18 protein-coding genes are annotated in these 22,385 nt (G+C 72.9%); 6 read left to right on the top strand and 12 right to left on the bottom strand.

The window, feature by feature from the left end; genetic code table 11:
* The first annotated feature begins 25 nt into the window (after positions 1–25).
* On the top strand, positions 26–1,993 hold the full coding sequence (locus ABT154_RS19435; RefSeq protein ID WP_351858065.1) for a heavy metal translocating P-type ATPase: 1,968 nt from the start codon (positions 26–28) through the stop codon (positions 1,991–1,993).
* Positions 1,994–2,043: 50 nt separating this feature from the next.
* On the opposite strand, the gene ABT154_RS19430 is transcribed toward ABT154_RS19435, so the two are convergent.
* The gene (locus ABT154_RS19430) at positions 2,044–4,035 is read right to left on the bottom strand and encodes an APC family permease (RefSeq protein WP_351858185.1); all 1,992 of its coding nucleotides are present in this window, start codon (positions 4,033–4,035) and stop codon (positions 2,044–2,046) included.
* Between the two features lie 283 nt (positions 4,036–4,318).
* Between ABT154_RS19430 and ABT154_RS19425 the strand changes: the two genes are divergently transcribed.
* Entirely contained in the window at positions 4,319–5,203 is an 885-nt protein-coding gene (locus ABT154_RS19425) for a maleylpyruvate isomerase family mycothiol-dependent enzyme (protein WP_351858064.1), read from the top strand.
* A gap of 123 nt (positions 5,204–5,326) precedes the next feature.
* Positions 5,327–5,626, top strand: coding sequence for a DUF1876 domain-containing protein (locus ABT154_RS19420; protein WP_351858063.1), 300 nt, complete (start codon positions 5,327–5,329; stop codon positions 5,624–5,626).
* 163 nt (positions 5,627–5,789) lie between these two features.
* Here ABT154_RS19420 and ABT154_RS19415 read toward each other — a convergent pair whose 3' ends face one another.
* On the bottom strand, positions 5,790–6,395 hold the full coding sequence (locus tag ABT154_RS19415) for a CBS domain-containing protein (RefSeq protein WP_351858062.1): 606 nt from the start codon (positions 6,393–6,395) through the stop codon (positions 5,790–5,792).
* Between the two features lie 190 nt (positions 6,396–6,585).
* On the opposite strand from ABT154_RS19415, the gene ABT154_RS19410 reads away from it, so the two are divergent.
* On the top strand, positions 6,586–7,878 hold the full coding sequence (locus ABT154_RS19410) for a YncE family protein (RefSeq protein ID WP_351858061.1): 1,293 nt from the start codon (positions 6,586–6,588) through the stop codon (positions 7,876–7,878).
* Between the two features lie 59 nt (positions 7,879–7,937).
* Here ABT154_RS19410 and ABT154_RS19405 read toward each other — a convergent pair whose 3' ends face one another.
* From ABT154_RS19405 to ABT154_RS19385, 5 genes are all read right to left on the bottom strand, one after another.
* Positions 7,938–10,007, bottom strand: a complete 2,070-nt coding sequence (locus ABT154_RS19405) for a discoidin domain-containing protein (protein ID WP_351858060.1) — start codon at positions 10,005–10,007, stop codon at positions 7,938–7,940.
* Between the two features lie 158 nt (positions 10,008–10,165).
* Positions 10,166–10,759, bottom strand: a complete 594-nt coding sequence (locus ABT154_RS19400; protein ID WP_351858059.1) for a TetR/AcrR family transcriptional regulator — start codon at positions 10,757–10,759, stop codon at positions 10,166–10,168.
* A 70-nt stretch (positions 10,760–10,829) separates the two neighbouring features.
* Positions 10,830–11,408 carry a 3'-5' exonuclease gene (locus ABT154_RS19395; protein WP_351858058.1) on the bottom strand — a complete coding sequence of 193 codons (579 nt, stop codon included), beginning with the start codon at positions 11,406–11,408 and terminating at the stop codon, positions 10,830–10,832.
* A 41-nt stretch (positions 11,409–11,449) separates the two neighbouring features.
* Positions 11,450–12,142, bottom strand: coding sequence for a GntR family transcriptional regulator (locus tag ABT154_RS19390; RefSeq protein ID WP_351858057.1), 693 nt, complete (start codon positions 12,140–12,142; stop codon positions 11,450–11,452).
* A gap of 83 nt (positions 12,143–12,225) precedes the next feature.
* Positions 12,226–13,419 (bottom strand): CaiB/BaiF CoA transferase family protein, encoded by a 1,194-nt coding sequence (locus tag ABT154_RS19385; RefSeq protein ID WP_351858056.1) that lies wholly within the window; start codon positions 13,417–13,419, stop codon positions 12,226–12,228.
* A gap of 136 nt (positions 13,420–13,555) precedes the next feature.
* Between ABT154_RS19385 and ABT154_RS19380 the strand changes: the two genes are divergently transcribed.
* Positions 13,556–14,755, top strand: a complete 1,200-nt coding sequence (locus tag ABT154_RS19380) for an acyl-CoA dehydrogenase family protein (protein ID WP_351858055.1) — start codon at positions 13,556–13,558, stop codon at positions 14,753–14,755.
* A 122-nt stretch (positions 14,756–14,877) separates the two neighbouring features.
* On the opposite strand, the gene ABT154_RS19375 is transcribed toward ABT154_RS19380, so the two are convergent.
* The 3 genes from ABT154_RS19375 to ABT154_RS19365 all read right to left on the bottom strand — a co-directional run bounded on the left by ABT154_RS19375 (position 14,878) and on the right by ABT154_RS19365 (position 18,964).
* Positions 14,878–15,381 (bottom strand): FBP domain-containing protein, encoded by a 504-nt coding sequence (locus ABT154_RS19375; protein ID WP_351858054.1) that lies wholly within the window; start codon positions 15,379–15,381, stop codon positions 14,878–14,880.
* Between the two features lie 84 nt (positions 15,382–15,465).
* Positions 15,466–16,935 carry a MocR-like transcription factor YczR gene (gene yczR / locus ABT154_RS19370; protein WP_351858053.1) on the bottom strand — a complete coding sequence of 490 codons (1,470 nt, stop codon included), beginning with the start codon at positions 16,933–16,935 and terminating at the stop codon, positions 15,466–15,468.
* A gap of 736 nt (positions 16,936–17,671) precedes the next feature.
* Positions 17,672–18,964 carry a DUF6777 domain-containing protein gene (locus ABT154_RS19365; RefSeq protein ID WP_351858052.1) on the bottom strand — a complete coding sequence of 431 codons (1,293 nt, stop codon included), beginning with the start codon at positions 18,962–18,964 and terminating at the stop codon, positions 17,672–17,674.
* A gap of 256 nt (positions 18,965–19,220) precedes the next feature.
* Between ABT154_RS19365 and ABT154_RS19360 the strand changes: the two genes are divergently transcribed.
* Complete coding sequence (locus ABT154_RS19360) at positions 19,221–20,570, top strand: streptophobe family protein (protein WP_502969542.1); 1,350 nt, start codon at positions 19,221–19,223, stop codon at positions 20,568–20,570.
* 38 nt (positions 20,571–20,608) lie between these two features.
* Here the strand turns inward: ABT154_RS19360 and ABT154_RS19355 are convergent, their stop codons facing one another.
* Both ABT154_RS19355 and ABT154_RS19350 read right to left on the bottom strand, forming a co-directional pair.
* Positions 20,609–21,595, bottom strand: coding sequence for a serine/threonine-protein kinase (locus ABT154_RS19355; RefSeq protein WP_351858050.1), 987 nt, complete (start codon positions 21,593–21,595; stop codon positions 20,609–20,611).
* On the bottom strand, positions 21,595–22,383 hold the full coding sequence (locus ABT154_RS19350) for an SH3 domain-containing protein (RefSeq protein ID WP_351858049.1): 789 nt from the start codon (positions 22,381–22,383) through the stop codon (positions 21,595–21,597). Before ABT154_RS19350 ends, ABT154_RS19355 begins: the two co-directional genes overlap by 1 nt.
* Between the last annotated feature and the right edge of the window lie 2 nt (positions 22,384–22,385).

The raw sequence follows: 22,385 nt of genomic DNA, 5'->3' as shown, positions 1-22,385 counted from the left end.
CCTCCCCCGAAGGACTCCTTCCGCCATGGTCTCCACCCTGACCGAGCCCGCCCGGCCCTCCGCCGTGACGACGCCGCCGGTCCGCCGCACCCGCGTCCTCGCGCTGCCGGAGGCCCGCTGGGCGCTGGCCGCCCTGGTCCTCTTCCTGGCCGCCCTCCCCCTGTACCTCCTCGACGCGCCCGCGTGGACCTGGGGACCCCTGTACGCCGCGGCCTACCTCGCGGGCGGCTGGGAACCCGCGAAGGAGGGCCTCAAGGCGCTCAAGGACAAAACCCTGGACGTGGACCTGCTGATGGTCGTCGCCGCCCTCGGTGCCGCCGCCATCGGGCAGGTGCTCGACGGGGCCCTCCTCATCGTCATCTTCGCGACCTCGGGCGCTCTCGAAGCGGTGGCCACCGCCCGTACCGCCGACTCGGTGCGCGGACTGCTCGACCTCGCCCCGACCACCGCGACCCGCCTCCTCGGCGACGGCACCGAGGAGACCGTGGCGACCGGGGACCTCCTCGTCGGCGACACGGTCGTCATCCGCCCCGGCGAGCGGATCGGCGCCGACGGCCGCGTCCTGACGGGGGCGAGCGAGGTCGACCAGGCCACCATCACCGGCGAGCCCCTGCCCGTGCTCAAGGAGACCGGCGACGAGGTCTTCGCCGGCACCCTCAACGGCGCGGGCGCCCTGCGCGTCCGGGTCGAACGCGACGCCTCGGACTCGGTGATCGCCCGGATCGTCCGCATGGTGGAGGAGGCCTCCGCGACCAAGGCCCCCACCCAGCTGTTCATCGAGAAGGTCGAGCAGCGCTACTCGCTCGGCATGGTCGCCGCCACCCTGGCCGTCTTCCTCGTCCCGCTCGCCCTCGGCGCCGACCTGACCGACGCACTGCTCCGGGCGATGACCTTCATGATCGTCGCCTCGCCCTGCGCCGTCGTCCTCGCCACCATGCCCCCACTGCTCTCCGCCCTCGCGAACGCGGGCCGGCACGGCGTACTGGTCAAGTCCGCCGTCGTGATGGAGCGCCTCGGCCAGGTCGACGTGGTGGCCCTCGACAAGACCGGCACCCTGACCGAGGGCACCCCGCGCGTCACCTCCGTCCGCGCCCTGGCGGACTCCGGCCCCGGCGAGGGCGCCATCCTCGCCCTCGCCGCCGCGGCCGAGCACCCCAGCGAGCACCCGCTGGCCCGCGCGGTCGTCGCAGCCGCTCGGGCCAGGGGCCATCGGCCCGCGCCCGTCGAGGATTTCCGCTCCACCCCCGGCACCGGGGTCACCGCCACCCTGGACGGCGACACGGTCGCGGTCGGCGCGCCCGCCCGGCTCCTCACCGGGGAACAGGACCCGCTCTCCGTCCGCGCCGCAGCCGTTTCGGGCGAGCTGGAGGCCGACGGACAGACCGCCGTCCTCGTCATGATGAACGGGGTCCCGGCGGGCGTCCTCGGCATCGCGGACCGGCTGCGCCCGGACGCCGCCGCCACCGTCGCGGCCCTGACCGCGCTCACCGGCACCCCGCCCGCGCTGCTCACCGGCGACAACCCGCGCGCCGCCGCCCGTCTGGCCGCCGACATCGGCATCACGGACGTACGCGCGGGCCTCCTGCCCCAGGACAAGGTCGCCGCCGTCCGGGAGCGGGAGCGGGCGGGCCGCAAGGTGATGGTCGTCGGGGACGGCGTCAACGACGCCCCCGCCCTCGCCGCCGCGCACACCGGCATCGCCATGGGGCGGGCCGGCTCGGACCTGGCTCTGGAGACCGCCGACGTGGTCATCGTCCGCGACGAGCTCGCCACCGTCCCCACGGTCCTCGCCCTGTCCCGTACCGCCCGGCGCCTGGTCGTGCAGAACCTCGTCATCGCGGGCACGGTCATCACCGGCCTGGTCGTCTGGGACCTCGCGGGCACCCTGCCGTTGCCCCTCGGCGTCCTCGGCCACGAGGGTTCCACCGTCCTCGTCGGCCTCAACGGCCTCCGGCTCCTGCGCGAATCTGCCTGGCGGCGCGCCACCGCGTGACGCGCGCGTACCTCCGGATCACCGGGACGCGGCCCCGGGAGGGTACGCCCTCAGCCCACGTGGACGTAGGGGCGGCGGGCGCGGTCGGGCTCCGCCTCCCGCAGCACCTCCCTGGTGACCGGCGCGACGTCGCCCTGACCGAAGAGGAAGAACCGCAGGAAGTTGGCGAACGGATTGCCCTCCGTCCACTCGAAGTAGATGTGCGGACGGGTGCCCGTCAGGTCCCGGACGTGCAGCAGGAGGGCCGCCAGCGCGTTCGGGATCGAGGAGCTCTCCACCGTGAGGACGCGGTAGCGGCCGTGCAGCACCTCGCCGCGCACCCGTAGACCGGCCTCGAACTCCGACGGGTCGGTGACCGTCACCTCCACGAAGACCAGGTCCTCGTGGACGGGGATGTCGTTGTCGTGGCGGATCTGCTCGACCTTCTCGCGGTACTCGGCCACGTCACGGCGATCGGGCTCGTTGGCGACGAAGCGGGCCGTACGGCGCGAGATGTCCTGCACGAAGCGCGTCGCCATCTCGTCGAGATCGATGTGGGTGACGCGGAGTTCGAAGGCGCGGCCCAGGCGGGAGAGGAGGGAGATGAGGATGATGCCGGCGATGAAGCAGGCACCGATCTTGACGCCGTCCGGGCGTTCGATGACGTTGACGACCGTCGTGTAGACGAACACGGCGGAGATCACGGCGAAGCCGATCGTCCAGCCGCGCTGCCCCGCCTTGCGCGCGGCGATGGTCACCGCGATGGCGGCGGAGCAGATGAGGACGAGGACGCCGGTGGCGTACGCGCCGCCCTGGGCGTCGACATCGGCGTCGAAGATCCAGGTCACCAGGAAGGCGACCAGAGTGAAGACGATCACCATCGGGCGCACCGCACGGGCCCAGTGCGGGGCCATGCCGTACCGGGGCAGGTAGCGGGGCATCAGGTTGAGCAGCCCGGCCAGGGCGGAGGCCCCGGCGAACCACAGGATGGCGATCGTGGCGACGTCGTAGACCGTGCCGAAGGTGTTGCCCAGGTACTGGTGTGCCAGATAGGCGAGCGCGCGGCCGTTGGCCTGGCCGCCGGACTCGAACTCCTTCGCCGGGATCAGGACCGTGGTGATGAAGCTCGTGCAGATCAGGAACACGCTCATGATCAGCGCGGCCGTAGTGAGGAGCTTCTTCGTGTCACGGATGCGGCCGGTCGGCTTCTCCTCGGTGTCCTCGGGATCCCCCGCCACATGCGGCATGACCGCCACGCCCGTCTCGAACCCGGACAGTCCGAGCGCGAGCTTCGGGAAGACGAGGAGAGCCACACCGACCATCGCGAAGACGTTTCCGTGCTGGGCGGTCAGGGCCGAGGCCCAGTCCGTCACCACGTGTCCCTCGGTGATCACATGCCACAGGCCGGTCACGACGACGACGGCGTTGAGCGCCAGATAGGTCCCCACCAGCGCGACGGCGACACCGATGGCTTCCAGGAAGCCCTTGAGGAACACCGCGCCGAGCAGGGCGATCAGCACCAGCGTGACGATCATCTGCTTGTCCTGCAGAGCGTCCGCCAGATGCGGGTTCTCCACCAGGTGCGTGGACGCGTCGGCGGCCGACAGGGTGATGGTGATGAGGAAGTCGGTCGCCGCGAAGCCCAGCAGGGTGAGGACGAACAGCTTGCCCTTCCAGAAGGACAGCAGCCGCTCCAGCATCGCGATCGAGCCCTCGCCGTGGGGGCTCTCCTCGGCCACCCGCCGGTACACCGGAAGGGCTCCGATCAGCGTGACGACGACCAGCACGATCGTCGCGACGGGGGAGAGCAGGCCGGCCGCGAGGGCCGCGATGCCCGGCTGGTAGCCGAGGGTCGAGAAGTAGTCGACACCCGTCAGGCACATCACCCGCCACCAGCGCTGACCCCTGTGCCCGGCGTCCGGGGCCGGTTCCGCGGGACGGGAGGGCTTGCCCTTGCCCATGTCGGAAAGACCCTCCAGCATCCACGCCCGAAGCCGGCTCGTGCGCGGGCCTTCCGAGGCGCCCCCGCCGTCGGACGGGGGCCTGCCGTGGGGTGTGGCCATGCCGTCGGATGTGGCCATGAGGGTGCTCCTGATGTCCTGCTGGGGGTGGATTTCCGCCACTTACGAGGGTGGCCGGGCCAGCGTAGGCAACGTGTGTACGACGCAACCGGGCGGGCGCGTCAGGAACTCGTCAAGATCATCCTGCCGGGTCCGGCGCGAGGGGACTCCCGGCTCCGGCAGACCGGCGCCGCGCGACCGGAGCCGAAAGGGCTACTGGCTGGTACGGTCCCTGACCGACCGGTGCTCCGTCTGGTGCGGCCGGAGGCAGGGGAGAGGCGTGGCGATGGTGGTGCGACAGGCGGGCGGGGTCCTTCCCGGAGGGCTCGCGGAGGCGATATCGGGGACGGCGGAGGAGATCGCCGCGGTGCTGCGCGGGGCCACGGGCGCGGCCGGCGCCCCCGGCGGTGGGGCCGGAGCCGGGCGGGACGCCGGCGGACGAAGCGGCTCCGGTGATGTCGCCGGTCTCCCCGTGCCCCGTTCCACCTGGACCGTCGGGGAGGCCGCCGCCCACCTGGCCCAGGCCAACGCCCTGATGGCCGACCTCGCCGCAGGCCGCGAGCGCCCCTACGGCGACGGCACCCCCGGCAGCCTCGCCGAGGCCAACGAGATCGACCTCGCCGGATTCACGGAGCGCGACCCCGGCCCGCTCGCCACGCTCATCACCGACCGCGCCGCCGACTTCCTCGCGGCCGTCGAGGACCGCGACCCGGACGCGCTCCTCTCCACCCCGCTCGGCGGCATGCGCCCGGCCGTCCTCGGCTCGTACCTGCTGACGCACATGCTCGGCCACGGATACGACCTGGCCCTCGCCCTGGGCCGCCCCCACATGCTCGACGCGCACCGGGTCGGGCTGACCCTGCCGTTCATGCTCCAGGCGATGCCCCAGGTGACCGACCCGGCCGCCGTCGCGGGTCTGACCGCGCGTTTCGGGGTACGGCTCCGGGGCGGCGCGAGCTTCGGCGTCTTCGTCACGGACGGCGCCGTCGAGGTGACACAGGAGCCGCCCGCCCGGCCGGACTGCACGATCCTCACCGACCCGGTCGTCTTCCTGCTGCTCGGTCTGGGCCGGGTCGACCCCTGGCCCGTGATCGCCCGGGGCAAGGCCCTCGGCTGGGGACGCAAGCCCTGGCTGGCGCCGCGGTTCCCGCGGCTCTTCCGGGCCCCCTGAGCCGCCGCGCCGCCGCCTTCGCGGCTCCCCCGTGCGTTCGGGCCCCCGCCGATGGATCCTGGAGGTATCGGAAGGGGCCGCGCCGCGTGCTTCCGCGCGGTCCCGCGCGCGAGGAGGCAGACCATGACCCGCACCCTGGAGTGGACGGTCGGCGTGGAACTGGTCGAGGACGCCGGCAGGACCAACGCCGAGGCCCGGCTCACCACCGGAACCTCCACCATCACCGGCCACGGCTCCGCACGGTGCAACCCGGCGGACACGGACGTGCCGGCGATCGGTGACGAGCTCGCCGCGAGCCGGGCGATGAAGGACCTGGCGGGCAAGCTCATGCGGGAGGCCAACCGGGAGATGGAGGCGGTGGGCGCGGGGACCGTACCCCAGCACACCGGACCCGGATACGGCTGGCCGGAGGCGGTCTCCTGACGGAACCGCCACGCCGGGGCACGGCCGTACCGCCTGAGCGGCCCTCGGGCGGCACCCACCGTGCCCTTGGGGCGCTCGTAGCCGGAGCTACTTGGGCGTTGCGGCCGTGCGGCGAGCGTGCGTGCCGGGCGGGCCGGACCCGGCGGGAATCGTCAGACAGGCCCTAGCCCTCCGAGTCCCCGTCCCCCTCGTACCTCAGCCGGTCGGCGACCTCGACCACCCCGTCGACCGTCTCGCACAGCCGGACGATGATCGGGCCGAGACCCGGGCGGTCCAGGGTGCCGCTCAGCGTCACCCGGCCCTCGTCGACGTCGATGTGCACGGCGGAGGGGGACAGGCGCAGGATGCGGACGACGACGTCCTCCCGGATCTCCTCCTGGATGGACCTGTCCCTGCGCAGGAACAGCTGGAGCAGGTCGCTGCGGCTCAGCACCCCGATCAGGTGTCCGTCCGCGTCGACCACCGGGAGCCGCTTCACCCGGTGCCGTTCCATGAGGCGGGCCGCCTCCACAGCGGTCCAGGAAGGGCGGGCGGTGACGACCGGGCTCGACATCATGGCCTCGGCGGTGCTGGGCCCGTCCTTCGTCGTGTGGCGCCGGAGCAGGTCCGCCTCGGACACGACGCCCACCGGCCGGTTCTCGTCGTCCACCACCGGGACCGCGGTGATGCCGTACTCGTCGAGGAGCCGTGCGATCTCCTTGAACGACGTCCCTGGCTGCACCGCGACCGCGGCCGGTGTCATCAGGTCGGCGACACTGCGGTGCCTCATCGTCCGTTCCGTCCCTTCTGGGTTCCGGATTCCATGATCTCGCACCATGGGCGGGAACGGGATGCCGGGTCGGATCGGGGGGATGGACGGGGAGCGCGCGAAGCGGAGCGTGACAAGGGCTTGCCTGACTTGTCATGTACATGGTTACTTCGGGTAAGTCACCCCCGAGAGCCGGAAGAAGGACCACCGCATGCCCCCTGCACGTACGTCGAGCCCCCGCTCCCGTCCCCGCTCCCGTTCCACGCGCTTCGCGGCGGCCCTCGCCGCCGCCGTCGCCCTCGTCGCCACCGCCGGCGGCACCGGATCGGCCGTGGCCCCCGAGGGCCCGTCGCCCGCCGCGCTCCGAGAGGCGATGTTCGTCGGCAACAACTGGGACGGCACGGCCGACGTGATCGCCTCGCGGGGCGACTTCCACCGCATCGGCCGGCTGAACGTCGTCCCCGACAAGGAGGAACGCCTCCGCGAGATCTATCTGAACCCCGTCAAGCTCGCGTTCTTCCTCGGCGTCCGACTCGGGCCGGGCGAGGGCCACGACCAGTTCGTGGACGACATGTACGCCACCCCGGACGGCGCCTCCATGGTCGTCTCCCGGCCGAGCTTCGCCGACGTCGTCTCCCTCGACCTGCGGACCGGCCGGATCAACTGGCGCTTCCCCGTGGCCGGTTACCGCGCCGACCACATGGCCGTATCGCCCGACGGCACCCGTGTCGCGGTCTCCGCCTCCACCGCCAACACCGTGCACGTCCTCGACATCTCCACCGGTCGTCAACTCGGCTCCTTCGCGACGGGCGACAAGCCGCACGAGAACGTCTTCACCTCCGACGGAATGCTCTGGAACATGGCCATCGGCGAGGTCACCACCGCGCTCGACGCCCCCTGGCTCGACTGGACCAAGGGCGACCGCCGCATCACCGTCGTCGACGCCGAGACCTTCCGGACCGTCCGCGTCATCGACATGCGCGACCGCCTCGACGCCTTCGGACGCGGTGACCTCTCCGACGCCGTACGCCCCCTCGTCCTCACCCCGGACGAGAAGAAGCTCTACTTCCAGGTCTCCTTCTTCAACGGCTTCCTGGAGTACGACATCGCCACGGACCGGATCACCCGGGTCAAGGAGCTCCCCGGCAACCCGGCGACCGACCCCGACCGCACCACCTGGGTCAACGACTCGCGTCACCACGGCCTCTCGATGAGCCCCGACGGCACCAAGCTCTGCGTCGCGGGGACGATGGACGACTACGCCACCGTCGTCGACCGCGCCACCCTCCAGGAGGGCCCGCTCGTCGCGGCTTCCAAGCCCTACTGGGCGACCGTGAGCGGCGACGGACGCTCCTGCGTCGTCTCCGAGAGCGGCGCCGACCGGGTGACCGCCATCGACTTCGCCACCGGCCGCCGCGTGGCCTCCGTGGACGTGGGCGACCATCCGCAGCGCGTGCGGCTCGCCCGCGTCCCCGCGGACTGGACCGGACCCAGCGGGAGTTGAGGGACGCGGGCGGGGCCTGTCGGATCCGGTCGGATCCGACAGGCCCCGCCTTCGTGCGTTCAGGCCCTGCGGACCGAGACCTCGTAGAGCGAGTAGCCCCACTGGGTCGCCCGCTGCACGCCGTGGACCCGGACGTAACGGGCCGACGTCGACGGGAACTCCGCCGTGTCCAACCCGCCGTCCCCGGCTTCCGTCGACCACACCGTCCGCCAGTCCGTACCGTTCTCGGACACCTCGATCCGGTACTGGCGTGCGTACGCGCGCTCCCAGTCCAGGTTGACCCGGCCGATCCGGCGGACGGCGCCCAGGTCCACGCCCAGCCACTGGTCGTCCGACCAGTCGCTGGCCCAGCGGGAGCCGACGTCACCGTCGACGGCCCGGTCCGGGGCGAAGCTCGTGAACGGGTTCCACTCCGCGGAGCTCGCCGAAGCCGGTGCGCCCGCGGCGAGGTTGACGCCCACCTCGTGGTTCTCGGTCGCCTTCCACGTGGTCAGGTACGACTCCGCGCCGCGGGACAGCTCGTCCACGACGCCTTGACCGCCGCCGGACAGCCGGATCTGCTCGATCCAGTCCGGGACCAGACCGTTGTGCGCACCGCCGTCGGTGTTGAAGTCCCAGGTCCGCTCACCGGTCACCTGCCGGTCGATCACCGAACCGCCGTCGAAGCTGCGGAAGGGGTACTTCACGGCGTTCGGAGCGTCGGCCCCGCCCGGTGCCGGCCAGCCGCCGACCCCGTTCATGTCGGTGCCGTAGCCCAGGCCGACCTTGTACTTCGCGCGGAGCGCGGCCTTCTGGCCGGCCTCGCCGATGAAGCCCTGAGCGCCGCTCATGTACTGGCCGAGGAAACCGCCCAGCCGGTAGAGCCGCTCGGTCCAGTCCAGGTCCATCCAGCTGTGGCTGGAGAGCACGCCCGGGTACTCCTCGGCCTCCAGCATGTCGAGCGCACGGCCGGCGGCCTTGACGCTCATGTGGTCCAGCTCCAGCATCATGCCGCGCTGGATCATGCCCTTCACGGCGTACTCCCCGAGCCGGGTGAGTCCGCGCGTGTTGCACTTGGCGTCGGAGGCGTACGAGGGGACGCTCACCCCCGCCGGCAGCTTCTCCGCCATCGCGGGGGGCGCGGCGGCCAGCCCGATCGGGTTGTCGTGCTGCGGACCCGCGCACTTCTCGGTGGCCCAGAAGGTGCCCGTGGACAGGAACTGGCCGATGTTGACGGCCACGCCCGTGGTCCCGGTGTCGAACCGGACACCGCACAGCGCGTTGTCGAACTTGTGGCAGAGGAACATGCTGCGCACGCCGAGCGCGTACAGCTCGTCCAGCCCCTTGTCGATGTCCGCCTGGCCGCACTGGGCGACGTCGAGGATCTGCTTGCAGCCGAAGGGCTCCGAGGCCTCCACGCCGAGGACGACCGCGAGCTTGCCCTGCTGGATCACCGAGCGGGCCTGGTCGGCGCTGGTGACGATCCGGAACCAGCCCTTGCCGGGGCCGCCGAACATCCCGTCGATGTAGTCCTGCATCTCGTACGTCTTGCGGGCCTCAAGCCGGATCGCGTCCATCTCGTCGCAGCCGCGGTCGCGGGGCAGGAGCGAGCAGATCAGGCCGTTGGTGACCAGGTCGTTGACCAGCACGCGCTGGCCGCCGCGCCAGGCGCGCTCGACCCAGGCGTAGTAGTTCTGCTGGTGGCTCAGGGAGTTGTTGGCGGGCCAGTCCTTGAACGTGGGCCAGCCGACAGGGTCGTGCTTGCCGTTGTCACCTCCTGTGAGGTGCTCGAAGAGGGCGCCGGTGCCGTCCGGGTAGTGCTCCGGACAGTCCTTGAGCGCGTCGGCGACGCCCGCGGTGGAGAACGTCTTGCCGCAGATCATCCGGCCGCCGAAGCCCTCGTTGGACATCAGGTGGTTGTGTGCGTCGACGAAGCCGCGCACCTTCCCCTGGGCGTCCGTGCCGGTGAACGGGGCGCCCGTGACGTTGATCTGTGAGTCGGCCGCGGGGCGGGAGGTGGGCTCCCACCACGAACCGCCCGCGGCGGCCGCGGGGACGGGACCGGAGCCGAAGAGGACGGCGGCCAGGGCCAGGAACAACGCGAGAAGAGCGGATCTGCCGCCCTTTCCGCGCGTGATGGGTCGTGTCATGTGTGCGAAGCCCTCCGGTCGGTGGGGTGTACCGGGCGCCCCGAGGATCGCGGTGTTGACGGAGTGAGTCAAGAGTCCGGGACAGATGACCTGTTGAGGTATGCGTGGGTCCCGCCGGACCCGTGGTGTTCCACGCGGGCGTTCGGCGGGACCGGGCGTCATCCCTCGATCAGCAGCACCAGTTGATCGGCCGTCAGATCCAGCTGGTCAGAGGCGGTCTGCTCGTCGCCGAGGACCAGATACTGGAGCGTCAGACCGTCGATCACCGCCGCCAGATAGCGTGCGAGCGTCTCGACCGGCATCCGGGACTCCACCCCGCGCACCTCACGGACCTGAACGAGCAGGGCGTCCGCCGACACCACGTACTGGTCGTACTGCGCGCGCGCCAGATGCTCGAACCCCGGCTCCCGCAGGGCGTACTGGGTGAGGTCGTATGTCAGCATGTGCTCGCCCGGGTGGGCCGTGACGTGGTCCCAGTACGTCTGGAGCGCGCCCCGTACCGTCTCCCGCAGGGTGGAGCCCGGTTCGACCGCCGACATCACCCGCACCACGTAGTTGCCCGTGATCGTCTCGATCGCGGCCTCCAGGAGGGCCTGCTTGGACTCGAAGCAGTAGTGGAACACGCTCAGCGACACACCCGCCTCGGCGCAGATCGACCGGGTGGTCGTCCTGGCGACGCCGTCCCTGGTCATCGCCCTGATCGCGGCCTCGACCAGCTGCCTGCGTCGTACGGCCGACGGCATCCGCCCCATGGTTCCTCCTCGGGTCCGGCGTCAGGGTAACCGCAGCGCTACGCGGAATCGCCACCCCGGGTCCGTGGGGTCAGCCGGCTCGGTGGGGCGGCGGGTCCGGCCAGGCGTCGCGCTCCGCGAGCCGCAGGACCAGTGCCGCGATGTTCCACGCGTCGTCCTCGCCGCTGTGGTGACGCCCTTCGAGGGGCAGCCCGGCGACCTCCAGGGCCTGCGCCATCCCCGGGCGCCTGACCAGCCCGTACGCTTCGGTGAAGACGACCTTCGCGTTGGTGTGGCGATACCCGAAGGGGTACCGGGTGCCGGTGGCCCGGCACTGGCGGGTGAACTGGCCGCGGTCGTAGTCGCCCCAGCTGGCCCAGGGCCGTACGCCCGCCCCGTACGTCGTCGCGAGCAGCCGGCAGGCGGCGGCGAAGTCCAGGCCGCCGTCCACCTCGGCCTGGGTGAGCCCGGTCAGCCCGGTGCAGAACGCGCTGACCCGCGAGCGGGTCGGCCGGACCAGCACCCGGTGACGGGAGACCCGCTCCCGCGCGTCCAGGTCGACGACCGTCAGCCCGATCTCGATGATCTCGCTGACCACCCCGGGCGGTCGCTCACCCTCCCAGCAGGTCGCCTCGACGTCGACGACGTTGACCAGATTCCCGTGATCCATGAGGGGGAGCCTAGGAGGACGGGGAGCCCCCGGCATCCGGTTTACGCCGGGGAGCCGCCGTCGGCCACCCGGTCCCGCTCCAGGACCGCGCGCAGCGCCGCCACCGCGTGCGCGCGGTGCTCGTCGAGCCAGCGCACGGTGGCCTCCTCGTCGCCCTGCCGGAGTGCGGAGATGACGGCGCGGTGCTCGCGCACGGCCTGCTTACGGTGCGGGTCCTCGGTGTAGTACAGCGAGCGGTACGCGTCGGTGGAGTCCCACAGGGTCGCGATGAGGCGGACCAGCCGCGGCATCCCGGAGGCCTCGATCAGGGTGAAGTGGAAGCGCCGGTTCGAGGCGGCCATCGCCGTCACGTCACCCTCCTCGGCGGCCCGCTCCACCTCGCGCTGGACGCCTTCGAGGACGGCCACGATGCCGTCCGGCAGCAGCCGCACGGCCATCCGCACCGCCTCGGTCTCCAGGAGCTCCCGGATCCGGTAGATCTCCTCCAGGTCGGAGAGCGAGAGCTCCGCGACGAAGTAGCCCCGGTGGATGTGATGGACGACCAGACCCTCGGCCTCCAGCGCCTTGAGGGCCTCGCGCAGCGGCACCCGGCTCACCTCGAACCGGGCCGCGAGGGCGTCCTGCCGGATCTGCCCGCCGGGCCTCAGCTCCCCGCTGGTGATGGCGCGCCGCAGTTCTTCGAGGACGAACTGCTGGGCGGTCTGCGGCCGCCGCTTCTGCACCGCGCTGCTCATCGCCTGTGTGACCTTCCGTTCCCTCGCTCTGCCCACCGGCGGATCACTCCACCGGTCACGACCATCTTCCTACGCGCGCGTGGCTACGGATTCCGCGCGCCGGCCGCCTTGTTCCCCACCAGGCCCAGGGAGGACAGCAGGTCCTCCGTGTGCTCGCCCAGGCGCGGGGGAGCGGCGCGGTAGCTGGGCGGGGTGGCACCTAGCCGGACCGGATGGGCGACCTGCCCGGGGCCGGCCGCCGACTCCGGCACCCTGGGAGCGAGCCCCAGCCGTTCGGCGAGGCCGAAGGCGGCGGCCAGGTCGTTGATCGGCCCGCACGGCACACCGACGGCGGTCAGCTCCTCGAACCACCGGTCGGCGGTACGGGTCCCCAGCGGCCCGGTGAGAGCGGCGACCAGCTCCTCCCGGTGGGCGACCCGGGCGGTGTTGGTGGCGAATCGGGGATCTTCGGTCAGCTCCGGCAGACCGAGCCCCTCGCACAGGGACCGGAACTGCCGGTCGTTGCCGACGGCGAGGACCAGCGGCCGGTCCAGCGCCTCGAACACCTCGTACGGGGCGATGCTCGGGTGCCGGTTGCCCATCGCGCTCGGGACGACACCGGCCCCGAGGTGGGCCGCCGCCTGGTTGGTGAGCGCCGACAGCAGGGAGGACAGCAGGGAGACCTCGACCCGCTGCCCCTCGCCGGTGCGCTCCCGGTGCCGGAGGGCGGCGAGGACGCCGAGGCCCGCGTGGAGCCCGGTGATGACGTCGACCAGGGCGACCCCGGCCTTCATGCCCTGGCCGTTCGGTTCGCCGGTCACGCTCATCAGCCCGCCCATGGCCTGGACAAGCAGGTCGTAGCCGGGCAGCCGGGCGCCCTCCGCGGCTCCGAAGCCGGTCACCGAGCAGTAGACCAGCCCCGGATTGCCCGCCCGCACGTCCTCGTACCCGAGACCGAGCCGGTCCATCGTGCCGGGGCGGAAGTTCTCCACGAGCACGTCCGCGCGGTCCACGATCGCGCGCGCCGCGGCCAGGCCCTCGGGGTCCGCGAGGTCGAGCGCGACGGAACGCTTGTTCCGGTTCACCCCGAGGAAGTACGTGGCCTCCCCGTCGGCGAACGGCGGGCCCCACGCGCGCGTGTCGTCGCCTGAACCCGGCCGCTCGATCTTGATCACGTCCGCGCCGAGGTCGGCGAGGAGCATCGTCATGTACGGCCCGGCCAGCACGCGCCCGAAATCGGCGACGACGATCCCCGACAGAGCGCCCGGCTCCGTCGGACCCGGCTGATCTGCGCGCATGCCGTTCTCCCTCACTGGCGATCGGATCCCATCGGACCGTACGGTTCGGACATCGGATTTTCAATACTGGATCCAATATCCGATCTACGGCTACGCTTCGGCTCGCCGAGTCGCCACAGCCGCCAGGAGGCCGTCCGTGAAGTCGCAGTCGTCGTCACAGTCCAGCTCCGCTCCCGTCCACCCCTTCGACCTGCTCGCCGTCGACGGACTGCTGACCGACGAGGAGCGCGAGATCCGCCGCACCATCCGCGCCGTCGCCGACCGCGAGCTGCGTCCGCACGTCGCCGGCTGGTTCGAGAAGGGCGAGATCCCCGCCCGCGAACTCGCCCGCACCCTCGGCGGCATCGGCGTGCTCGGCATGCATCTGGAGGGCTACGGCTGCGCGGGCACCAACTCCGTCGCGTACGGCCTCGCCTGTCTGGAACTGGAGGCCGTGGACTCCGGACTGCGCTCCCTGGTCTCCGTGCAGGGCTCCCTCGCCATGTACGCGATCTGGAAGTACGGCTCCGAGGAGCAGAAGCGGCGCTGGCTGCCGAAGATGGCGGCGGGCGAGTACATCGGCTGCTTCGGCCTCACCGAGCCCGACGCCGGCTCGGACCCCGGCGCCATGCGCACCCACGCCAAGCGGGACGGCTCCGACTGGGTGCTCAACGGCACCAAGATGTGGATCACCAACGGCTCCGTGGCCGATGTCGCCGTCGTCTGGGCCCGTACCGAGGACGGCGTGCGCGGATTCCTCGTCCCGGCGGGCACTCCCGGGTTCAGCGCCCCGGAGATCAAGATGAAGCTGTCGCTGCGGGCCAGCGTCACCAGTGAACTGGTCCTGGAGGACGTGCGCCTCCCGGCCGACGCGATGCTTCCCGACGCCCGTGGCCTCTCCGGTCCGCTCGGCTGCCTCAACGAGGCCCGGTTCGGAATCGTCTTCGGCGCCCTCGGCGCCGCCCGCGACTGCCTGGAGACGGCGATCTCCTACGCCCGCGACCGGATCGTCTTCGCCCGCTCCCTCGCCTCGTACCAGCTGACGCAGCAGAAGCTCGCGGACATGTCCGTCGAACTGGGCAAGGGCATGCTGCTCGCCCTCCACCTCGGCCGCCTCAAGGATGCGGGGACGCTCACCGCCGAGCAGGTGAGCGTGGGCAAGCTGAACAACGTGCGCGAGGCCATCGGCATCGCCCGCGAGTGCCGCACGATCCTGGGCGCCAACGGCATCACCCTGGAGTACCCGGTGCTGCGGCACGCCAACAACCTGGAGTCGGTGCTCACCTATGAGGGCACGAGCGAGGTCCACTCCCTGGTCATCGGCAAGGCCCTCACCGGCGAACAGGCCTTCCGCTGAGCGAGCCCGGAGCGGCCCCCGGGCCGAGCGGGCCGTAGCGGCTCCCCGGTCGAACCGGGCCGAAGCGGCCCCCCCGGCCGGCTGGAGCGTGCGCGCTCGGCCGGGGGAGCCGACGCGTCCGCTCAGCCCGCCGTCACACGGCCGAGGAAGGCGTCCAGGTTGCCCATGAGACGGGTGACCTGCTCGTCGAGGGACAGGGACTCCTCGTGGCGCCGGTGGCGCAGCTTCGGCTGCCGCTTGCCCCGGACGTAGAGGGAGCAGGCCAGGTCGGAGCAGAGGTAGATCCCGACCGTGTTCCCCTCACGGCCGCGGGGGCCGGCGAGCGGCGCCACGAGCAGCGTGACGCCCGAGGAGGCGTGCCCGGTCAGACACACCTGGCACATGCTCGACTTCACCGCGCTGGTCCGGCCGGCCGCGGGAACCCGCAGGCTCACCCCGACCGGCCCGTCCGGGCGGGGCACCACCAGATGCGCCCGGAGCGGCGCGCCCGGGTCGATCCAGCCGAGGAAGTCCAGGTCGTCCCAGGGGAGTTCGGCGAAGTCGAGCGGCAGCTTGAGGCGGGCCGCCTCGCCCTTGGTGCTGTTCACGAAGGACGCGCGGATCTGCTTGTCGGTCAATGGTTCCACTCGGTGGACCGTACACGGGCCCCCTGGGGCGGGCATCCGAAATTCGTGCTCCTCCGGAGGCCCGCGTGCGGATGCCCGGCGCCGTCAGGCCACCCAGTCCGGGAGCGCGGGGGCGGCGAAGCGGCCCGGGGCGCCGTCGAGGGCCGCCGCGAGCCGTTCCGCCGCCGGCTCGTACACCTCCGCCGGCAGCGTGTACGGGAGGCGGAGCCGGTGCTCGTGCGTACCGGGGTCCACACCGAACCGGGCGCCGCCCTCGACCCGCACCCCGTGCCGCAACGCGCGCGTGGCGAGGCCCGAGGCGACCGGCCGGCCCAGGTCGATCCACAGGCACATCCCGCCCGGCGGCACCGTCCAGCGCCATTCCGGCACATGGCGGCCCAGGGCCGAGGTCAGCGCGTCGCGGCGCAGCCGCAGCTCCTCGACGCGGCGCGGCAGGATCACGTCGAGCCGGCCCATCAGGGCGACGGCCACCAGCTGGTCGAGTACCGAACCGGACAGGTCGGCGGTGATCCGTACCCTGGCCAGCTCGGTCACGACCCGGGACGCGGCCCGCACCCAGCCGACCCGGAGCCCGCCCCAGCAGCTCTTGCTCAGGGAGCCGACGGAGACGATCTGCTCGCCGTCCCCGCCGGCGGCCGTCGCCGCGAAGGGCAGTGGCGCGGGCACGTCCAGGGCGATGTCCGTCAGCGTCTCGTCCACCACCAGCCAGGTCCCGGTGGACCGCGCGGCGCGCGCCAGGTCGCGGCGCTGCTCCTGCGGCATCAGGTGTCCGGTCGGATTGTGGAAGTCCGGGATCAGATAGGCCAGGCGCGGCGCGGTCTGCCGGAGCGCGGCGTCCACGAGCCCGGTGTCCCAGCCCGCCTCCGTGACCGGCACCGGGGTGATGCGGAGCATCCGGCTCCGCATCGCGTCGAGGGCGTTGGTGTACGAGGGGTTCTCGGCGAGCACCCGGTCGCCGGGTCGGCCCAGCAGCGAGAGCACCAGCGAGAGCGCCTGCTGGGCGCCCGTGGTGACGAGGATCTGTTCCGGCAGGGTCGGCAGCCCGCGCGCGGTGTAACGCTCGGCCACGGCGGCGCGCAGCGCGGGCAGCCCGAACGGGTGATAGCCCTGCGAGCCCGCGTAGCGGGGCAGCTCGGCGGCGGCGGCGGTGAGCGCGGCGGACAGCTCGTCCGCCGGGGCCTCGGGCGCGGCCAGGGCGAGGTCGATGGCGGTTCCCGTGCCGTCGTGGAAGGCGCGGAGCGCGGTCGGCGCCTGCCCGTCGGGGAGCGCGGTCCAGGTGCCCGCGCCGCGCCGGCTGTGCGCGTAACCGCTCTCCCGGAGCAGGTCGTACGCGCCGGTCACGGTCGTCCTGCTGACCGCGAGCACGGTGGCGAGTTCCCGCTCGGCCGGCAGCCGGAGGCCCAGGGCCACGCGCCCGTCGAGCAGCGCCTCGCGCACCGCCCGGGCGAGCTCCCGGTAGCCGAAGCGGCCGTCGGCGGGCGGGGTGAGCAGCGACGCGAGCTGGCGGCCCGTAAGAGTGCGGTCCACAGTGCGGACCACGCGTGCCATTGCCATGCCAATCACTCCTCATTGGCTCTGCTGTCCGGGCCAATAAGGTTACAGACTCCTTTCAGTGGCCTGGTGGCCGCATTCGGGAAAGGAGACACATCGATGTCCGGACACTTCACCGACCGCGACGAGCGGATGTGGCAGCGAAAGACCGAGGAGAGGGCGGCGCGACCCCTGCCGCTCGGAGCCTGGCTGAAAACACTGCGCACCCGACCCGGGCCGACCCGGGCCCTCCGGCCGGAGCGGCCGGAGCGGCCGGAGCAGGCCCCCGGCTCGCCTCGGGTCCGGCCCTCCGGGCGGACACCCGCGCCCGCCCGCCCCCGTCCCGCAGAACAGGCGTGAACGGGGCTCCGGCGGGCCCCGTCGGCCGCGTCGTCGTCGGGGTGACCGGATCGCTCGCCTCGCTCGCCGCCCTGCGGTGCGCGACCGCCCTCGCCCGGCGTGACGGCGTCCCCGTCCTCGCGGTTCTCGCCCGGGAGCCTCCGGAGGGCGAGGTGCTGTACGCCCGACCGGGCCTGGGCGTGCACCTGGGCCGAGGACGCCCGCCGCCGTCTGGAGGACGCCTTCGTCGAGGGGCTCGGCGGCCTCCCCGCGGATGCGGTCCTGGGGAGCCGGGTGGTCAGGGGCGCCCCGGCTGCGGCGCTGTGCGCGACGGCCGACCGCCCGGCGACCCGCTGGTCCTCGGCTCCGCACCGAGCCGGTCCCGGTGGGGGCGGCTGCGGCGCCGCCCGGTCGGTGGTCGTCAGGTCGCCGGCGAACTGTTCGTCACGGGCCCGGACCGCGGACCCGAGGACTCGGTCGATGATTCCGTCGCGGCCGAGGACTGCGTCGACGGTGACGAGGCGGTCGACGGCGGAGTCAGGCTCGACGGCGGCGAGGTGTCCGAGGGGGAGGTCGACGGCGATACGGACGGAGGGGTCGTCGGCGAGGAGGGCGAGACGGACGGAGAGGTGGATGTCGAAGCCGAGGTGGACGGCGACGTCGACGGGGACGTGGTCGGCGGGGAAGTCGGCTTGTCGTGCCTGCCGTGGTCGCCGTGCTGCCGTGCGAACCAGCTGTCGTCCTGCGGGTCGTACACCACGAAGACGTTCACGACCGTCACCGACGGCGCCACCACGACCACCTGGCTGGACTGGAAGCCCGGCCACGGGGTGCCCGTCGTCCTGGGCGACTTCTGTGCCACCGGATCGGTCAGCGGATTCCCGCAGGCGCAGCGCACCCGGGGCACCCCGTGACCGTCGACCATCACCGCGGTGCCGGACTGGAGAACCGCCTGATAGGTGGTGGCGGAGCCGTCCTTGAAGCCGTGGTTCGTCACCCGGGTGTCGGCGCGGAGCTGAAGCGGGGTCAGCGAGCGCAGATAGCCCGGCACGTCGGCGGCGGAGATGCCGATGACCGAGGCGAAGGCCGCGTTCTTCGCGGGCTCGCCCGAGAGGTAGCGCACCTGCTGCTCCACGTCGCAGCTGCTCACCGACTTGGTCCCCCCGTAGAGGCCGGGGGTCGACCCCGAGACCCTGGTGGTCGCCGAAGCGGTACGGGGCGGCAGCGAGGCCGGTGAGGCGGAGGCTCCCTCGGTGCGGGCCGTCGACCTGGTGAACGGGTCGGGCCCGGAGGCGGCGGCGTTCTGGAGGAAGACCTCGCCGCCGCCGGAACCACCCGCCGTGTCGCCCTTGTGGTCGGGGCGGTTGGCGAGGACGACGGCGAGCGCCGCGACCGCGACCAGAACGGCGGTGACCGAGGCGACCTTCGGGACGGAGCGCCACCAGGGGCCCTTGCCGTGGCCGCCGTTCCCGCCGGCACCGGGGCCGTCGCCGTCCGCGCCGCCGGGTCCGCCCGGGGTGCCGCCGCCGCTTCCGGGGCCGCCCCCCGACGAGCCGCCGCCCGAGCCGTCGCCGCCCCCCGAACCGTCGTGGGGTGGGCCGGGGGGCGGCGGGGGACCGGCGTTCCCGGGGCGTGTACTCGGGCCCGAGAGGGGGCCGGAGGGGGGACCTGTGGGCGGGACCGACGGTGGGCCGGACGGTGGGTGGGAAGTCACGTTTTTCCCTTTCTTCCGTTCCGGGCTCATTGTGTGCGCCGGACGGCACCCGTCCGCAAGCGGAGACGACTCCGTACGCCTCCCCGGCCGACTCCGTACGCCTCCCGGCCGACTCCGTACGCGGGCGCAGCCGACTCCGCGCCCGGCGCATGCTCCTCACGTACGCGCCCGGCGCATGCGCGCCTCACGTACGCGCGCTGGAGCCGTCTCCCCGTCCCTCCGGTCCGCCAAGCGGCCCGACTCCACCGGTACTAGCGTGGGCAGGGTGAGCAGTCGGCCCTCCACCCCCAGCTCCGCACCGCCCGCCGCGACCGCGGGCGGCCAACTCGCCCGCATCGGCCTCCAGGTCCTGGCGGCGGTGGTCGCCGGCTATGTCGCCATGGGCGTCGTCGCGGCCCTCGGCCTCTGGGCCGCGGGCGCCGGTGACCTGCCAGGCGGCTTCACCGCGATCCTGGCCGCGGTCGTCGTCCTGGCCTCGGGCGGCAAGGTCGAACTCGCCGGCGACGCCGGGTCCCTGGCCGGAGCCCAGGCCGCGCTGACGGCCATGCCCCTCACCGTCACCCTGGTGGGCGCACTGGTCACCGGATTCTGCTTCCTGCGCCCCCTGCGCCACCACGCCGTCACCACCTCCCGCGAACTGGGGTTCCGCGCCGCGAGCACCGTCGTCCTCTGGCTGGCGGCCCTTGCGGGCCTCTCCGCGATCGCCCGGCACGACTTCCCGATCACCCTGCCCGGCGGCGACACCCAGGGGGCCCTCATGGACCTCTTCGGCAAGCTCCTCGACGCCGTGAACCCCACCGTCGGCTTCCGCACCGACCTCGGGCCCACCCTGTTCTACGGGCTTCTGTGGATCCTCGGCGTCCTCGTCATCGCCCTGCTCGTCTCGCGCAGCACCCCGCTGCCACCCCGGCTCGTCCGCTACCAGGAACCCGTCCGGCCCGCCGCCCACGCGATGCTCCTCCTGGTCCTCGCGTACGTGGTCGTGGGCCTCGTCATCGGCCTGGTCGTCGCGGCGACCAAGGGGCACACCGCGGAGACCTTCGCCGTCCTCCTGCTCGGACTGCCCAACGTCTCCTGGCTCGCCCTCGGCGTCGGCATCGGCGGCTCCTGGGAGGGCACGGTCAACGGACCCTTCGGGCTTCCCATGCCGCAGGTCCTCGACGCCGTCCTGAGGCAGGGCGGCGGTACGCGGGAGAACCCCGACCTCTCGACCGTCGACCTCGGCTCACTGGCCGCGCAGGACGGCCGGGCCTGGTGGCTGCTCCCCGTCGCCGCCGTCCTCGTCCTCGCCGTGGCCTTCGTGGCGGCCGTACGCTCCCCGGCCCGGGTCCGGCCGTGGCAGCACGCACTGCACCTCGGCATCGCGTTCGCACTGACCATGCTGGTCGTCACCCCGCTCACCCTGGTCGACGCGCACTTCGGACTCTCGGTGCTCGGCATCGGCGAACTCGAATCGCTCGGCGGGGAGGTGGTGCTGCGCCCGCAGGTGTGGAAGACGGCCGGTTTCGCCCTGCTCTGGGGCCTCGCCTTCGGCTTCGTGGGCAGCCTGTTGGCCTCGCGGGTGCACCGTAAGGGCGAGGTGGAGAGCGGCGGAGGCGGGACGTAGGGACGAGAGCTCGGCAAGACCGCGCTCCCCGAACGGCCCTACAGCTCCCGGAACACCGGCCGTGCCCACGCGGGCGGGTCGCGCGGTGGACCGACCGGCTCGACCCGCTTCCCCGTGACCGATCCCGTTTCGCCCGAGGAGAGGGCGGCGCGCAGTTCCGCGACGAATTCCAGACAGGTCCCGTACCGCTCCTCGGGGGTCTTCGCCAGCGCCCTCGCGAACACCGCGTCCGCCGCGGCCGGCAGCCCCGGCCGGACCTCGGAGAGCGGCGGAGGAGGGTCGTACTGCTGCGCCCACAGCACCGCCCAGTCGGTGTCGCGGCGGAACGGCGGCGCCCCTGTCAGGGTCTCGAAGACCACGCAGGCGAGCCCGTACACGTCGCAGCGGCCGTCCACCGGCTTGCCCGAGATCTGCTCGGGCGCCACGTAGTCCAGGGTGCCGACGAACTCGCCCACGGTCGTGAAACCGGTCAGCGAGAGCGACTTCTTCGTCAGGCCGAAGTCCGTGAGGTAGACGTGCTCGGGGTGGTCGCCGTCGGTGCCCTCGGCGACCAGGATGTTGCCGGGCTTCACGTCCCGGTGCACCAGGTTGTGCGCGTGTGCCGCGTCCAGCGCCGACGCCACCTGTACGGCGATCCGCCCGGCCTTCACGGGGGACAGCGGGCCCTCCCGGTCGAGCAGGGCCACCAGGTCCTGCCCGGCCACGTACCGCATGGCGATGTACAGCACGCCCTCCGTCTCGCCCGCCTCGAAGACCGGCACGATGTGCGGGTGGTCGATGGAGGCGGCGACCCGTGACTCGTGGGCGAAGCGCTTGCGGAAGGTGTCGTTGCGGGCCAGCTCGGGGGCGAGCAGCTTGAGCGCCACCGTTCGGTCGAGCCGCAGGTCACGCGCCCGGTAGACGACCGCCATGCCGCCGCGACCGATCTCGCCCTCCACGCGGTAGCCCGCGATCTCCTTCCCGAGGAGGCCCGAGGGGCGCCCCGCGAGGAGTTCCGGGTCGTCGTCGCGCGGTCCGCCGGCCATCATTCCTCACCGGACGGGGCGGGGGGCGTCTCCACGACCTGCGTCGGCGGCGGTGGTCCGGCCGGCACCTGGGCGACCACCTGCGTCGGCTCGTGCGCCACGGGTACGGCACGGGTCCGCTCGTCCTCGTTCGCGTCCTCGTCGGCTTCGCCGGGCGGCCCGGACACCTCGGTGTCGGTTCCGGCGCCGGAATCCGGGTCGGTGGCGGTGAATCCGGCGGCGGCAGCGGGCACGGGGGAGTCCGAAGGTGAAGGTGCGGGCGAGGGTGAGGGCGTGGCGGCGGCCGAGGGCGCGGCGGAGGCGACGTACGTACTGAGGCCCACGCCGTCGCAGTACACCCAGCGCTCGTGCTCGGCGTCGTACAGCCACACCGACTCGCCGTCGACGACCATGCCGACCCGCAGGCCCCGCGTCCGCAGCCGGAACTGCTCGCCGTCCAGCCGCTGTGCGCCCAGTTCCTCCGCGGCGCGCCGGTAGCGGGCGAGCGCGCCCTCGGCGCGGGCGATCAGCGGGCGTGGATCGGCGGTCCTCGTGAGCGGCCGGCCCGCCGCCGGGGGGTCCTCGGGCACGGAGACGAGCAGCCGCGCGTCCACCCATGCCGTCCACCCGTTGGCGCACTGGATCCGCCCCCAGTCGCCCGCCCGCTCCTCCAGGCGCACCGGCAGGAACGCGTCGAGCGGCGTCGTGGGCAGCCCCGGGTCCGGTGCCTCCCAGGCGGAGAGTCCGTCGCGCGGCACGACGTGGGTGGGCCGGAAGTCCGGCACGTACTCGGGTACGGGGACGCTCACGG

Origin of the sequence: Streptomyces sp. NPDC001728, assembly GCF_040297565.1 — a bacterium.
Lineage (GTDB): Bacteria > Actinomycetota > Actinomycetes > Streptomycetales > Streptomycetaceae > Streptomyces.
The sequence above is the reverse complement of the archived record's forward strand: the minus strand, read 5'-3'. Positions and strand labels throughout refer to the sequence as shown.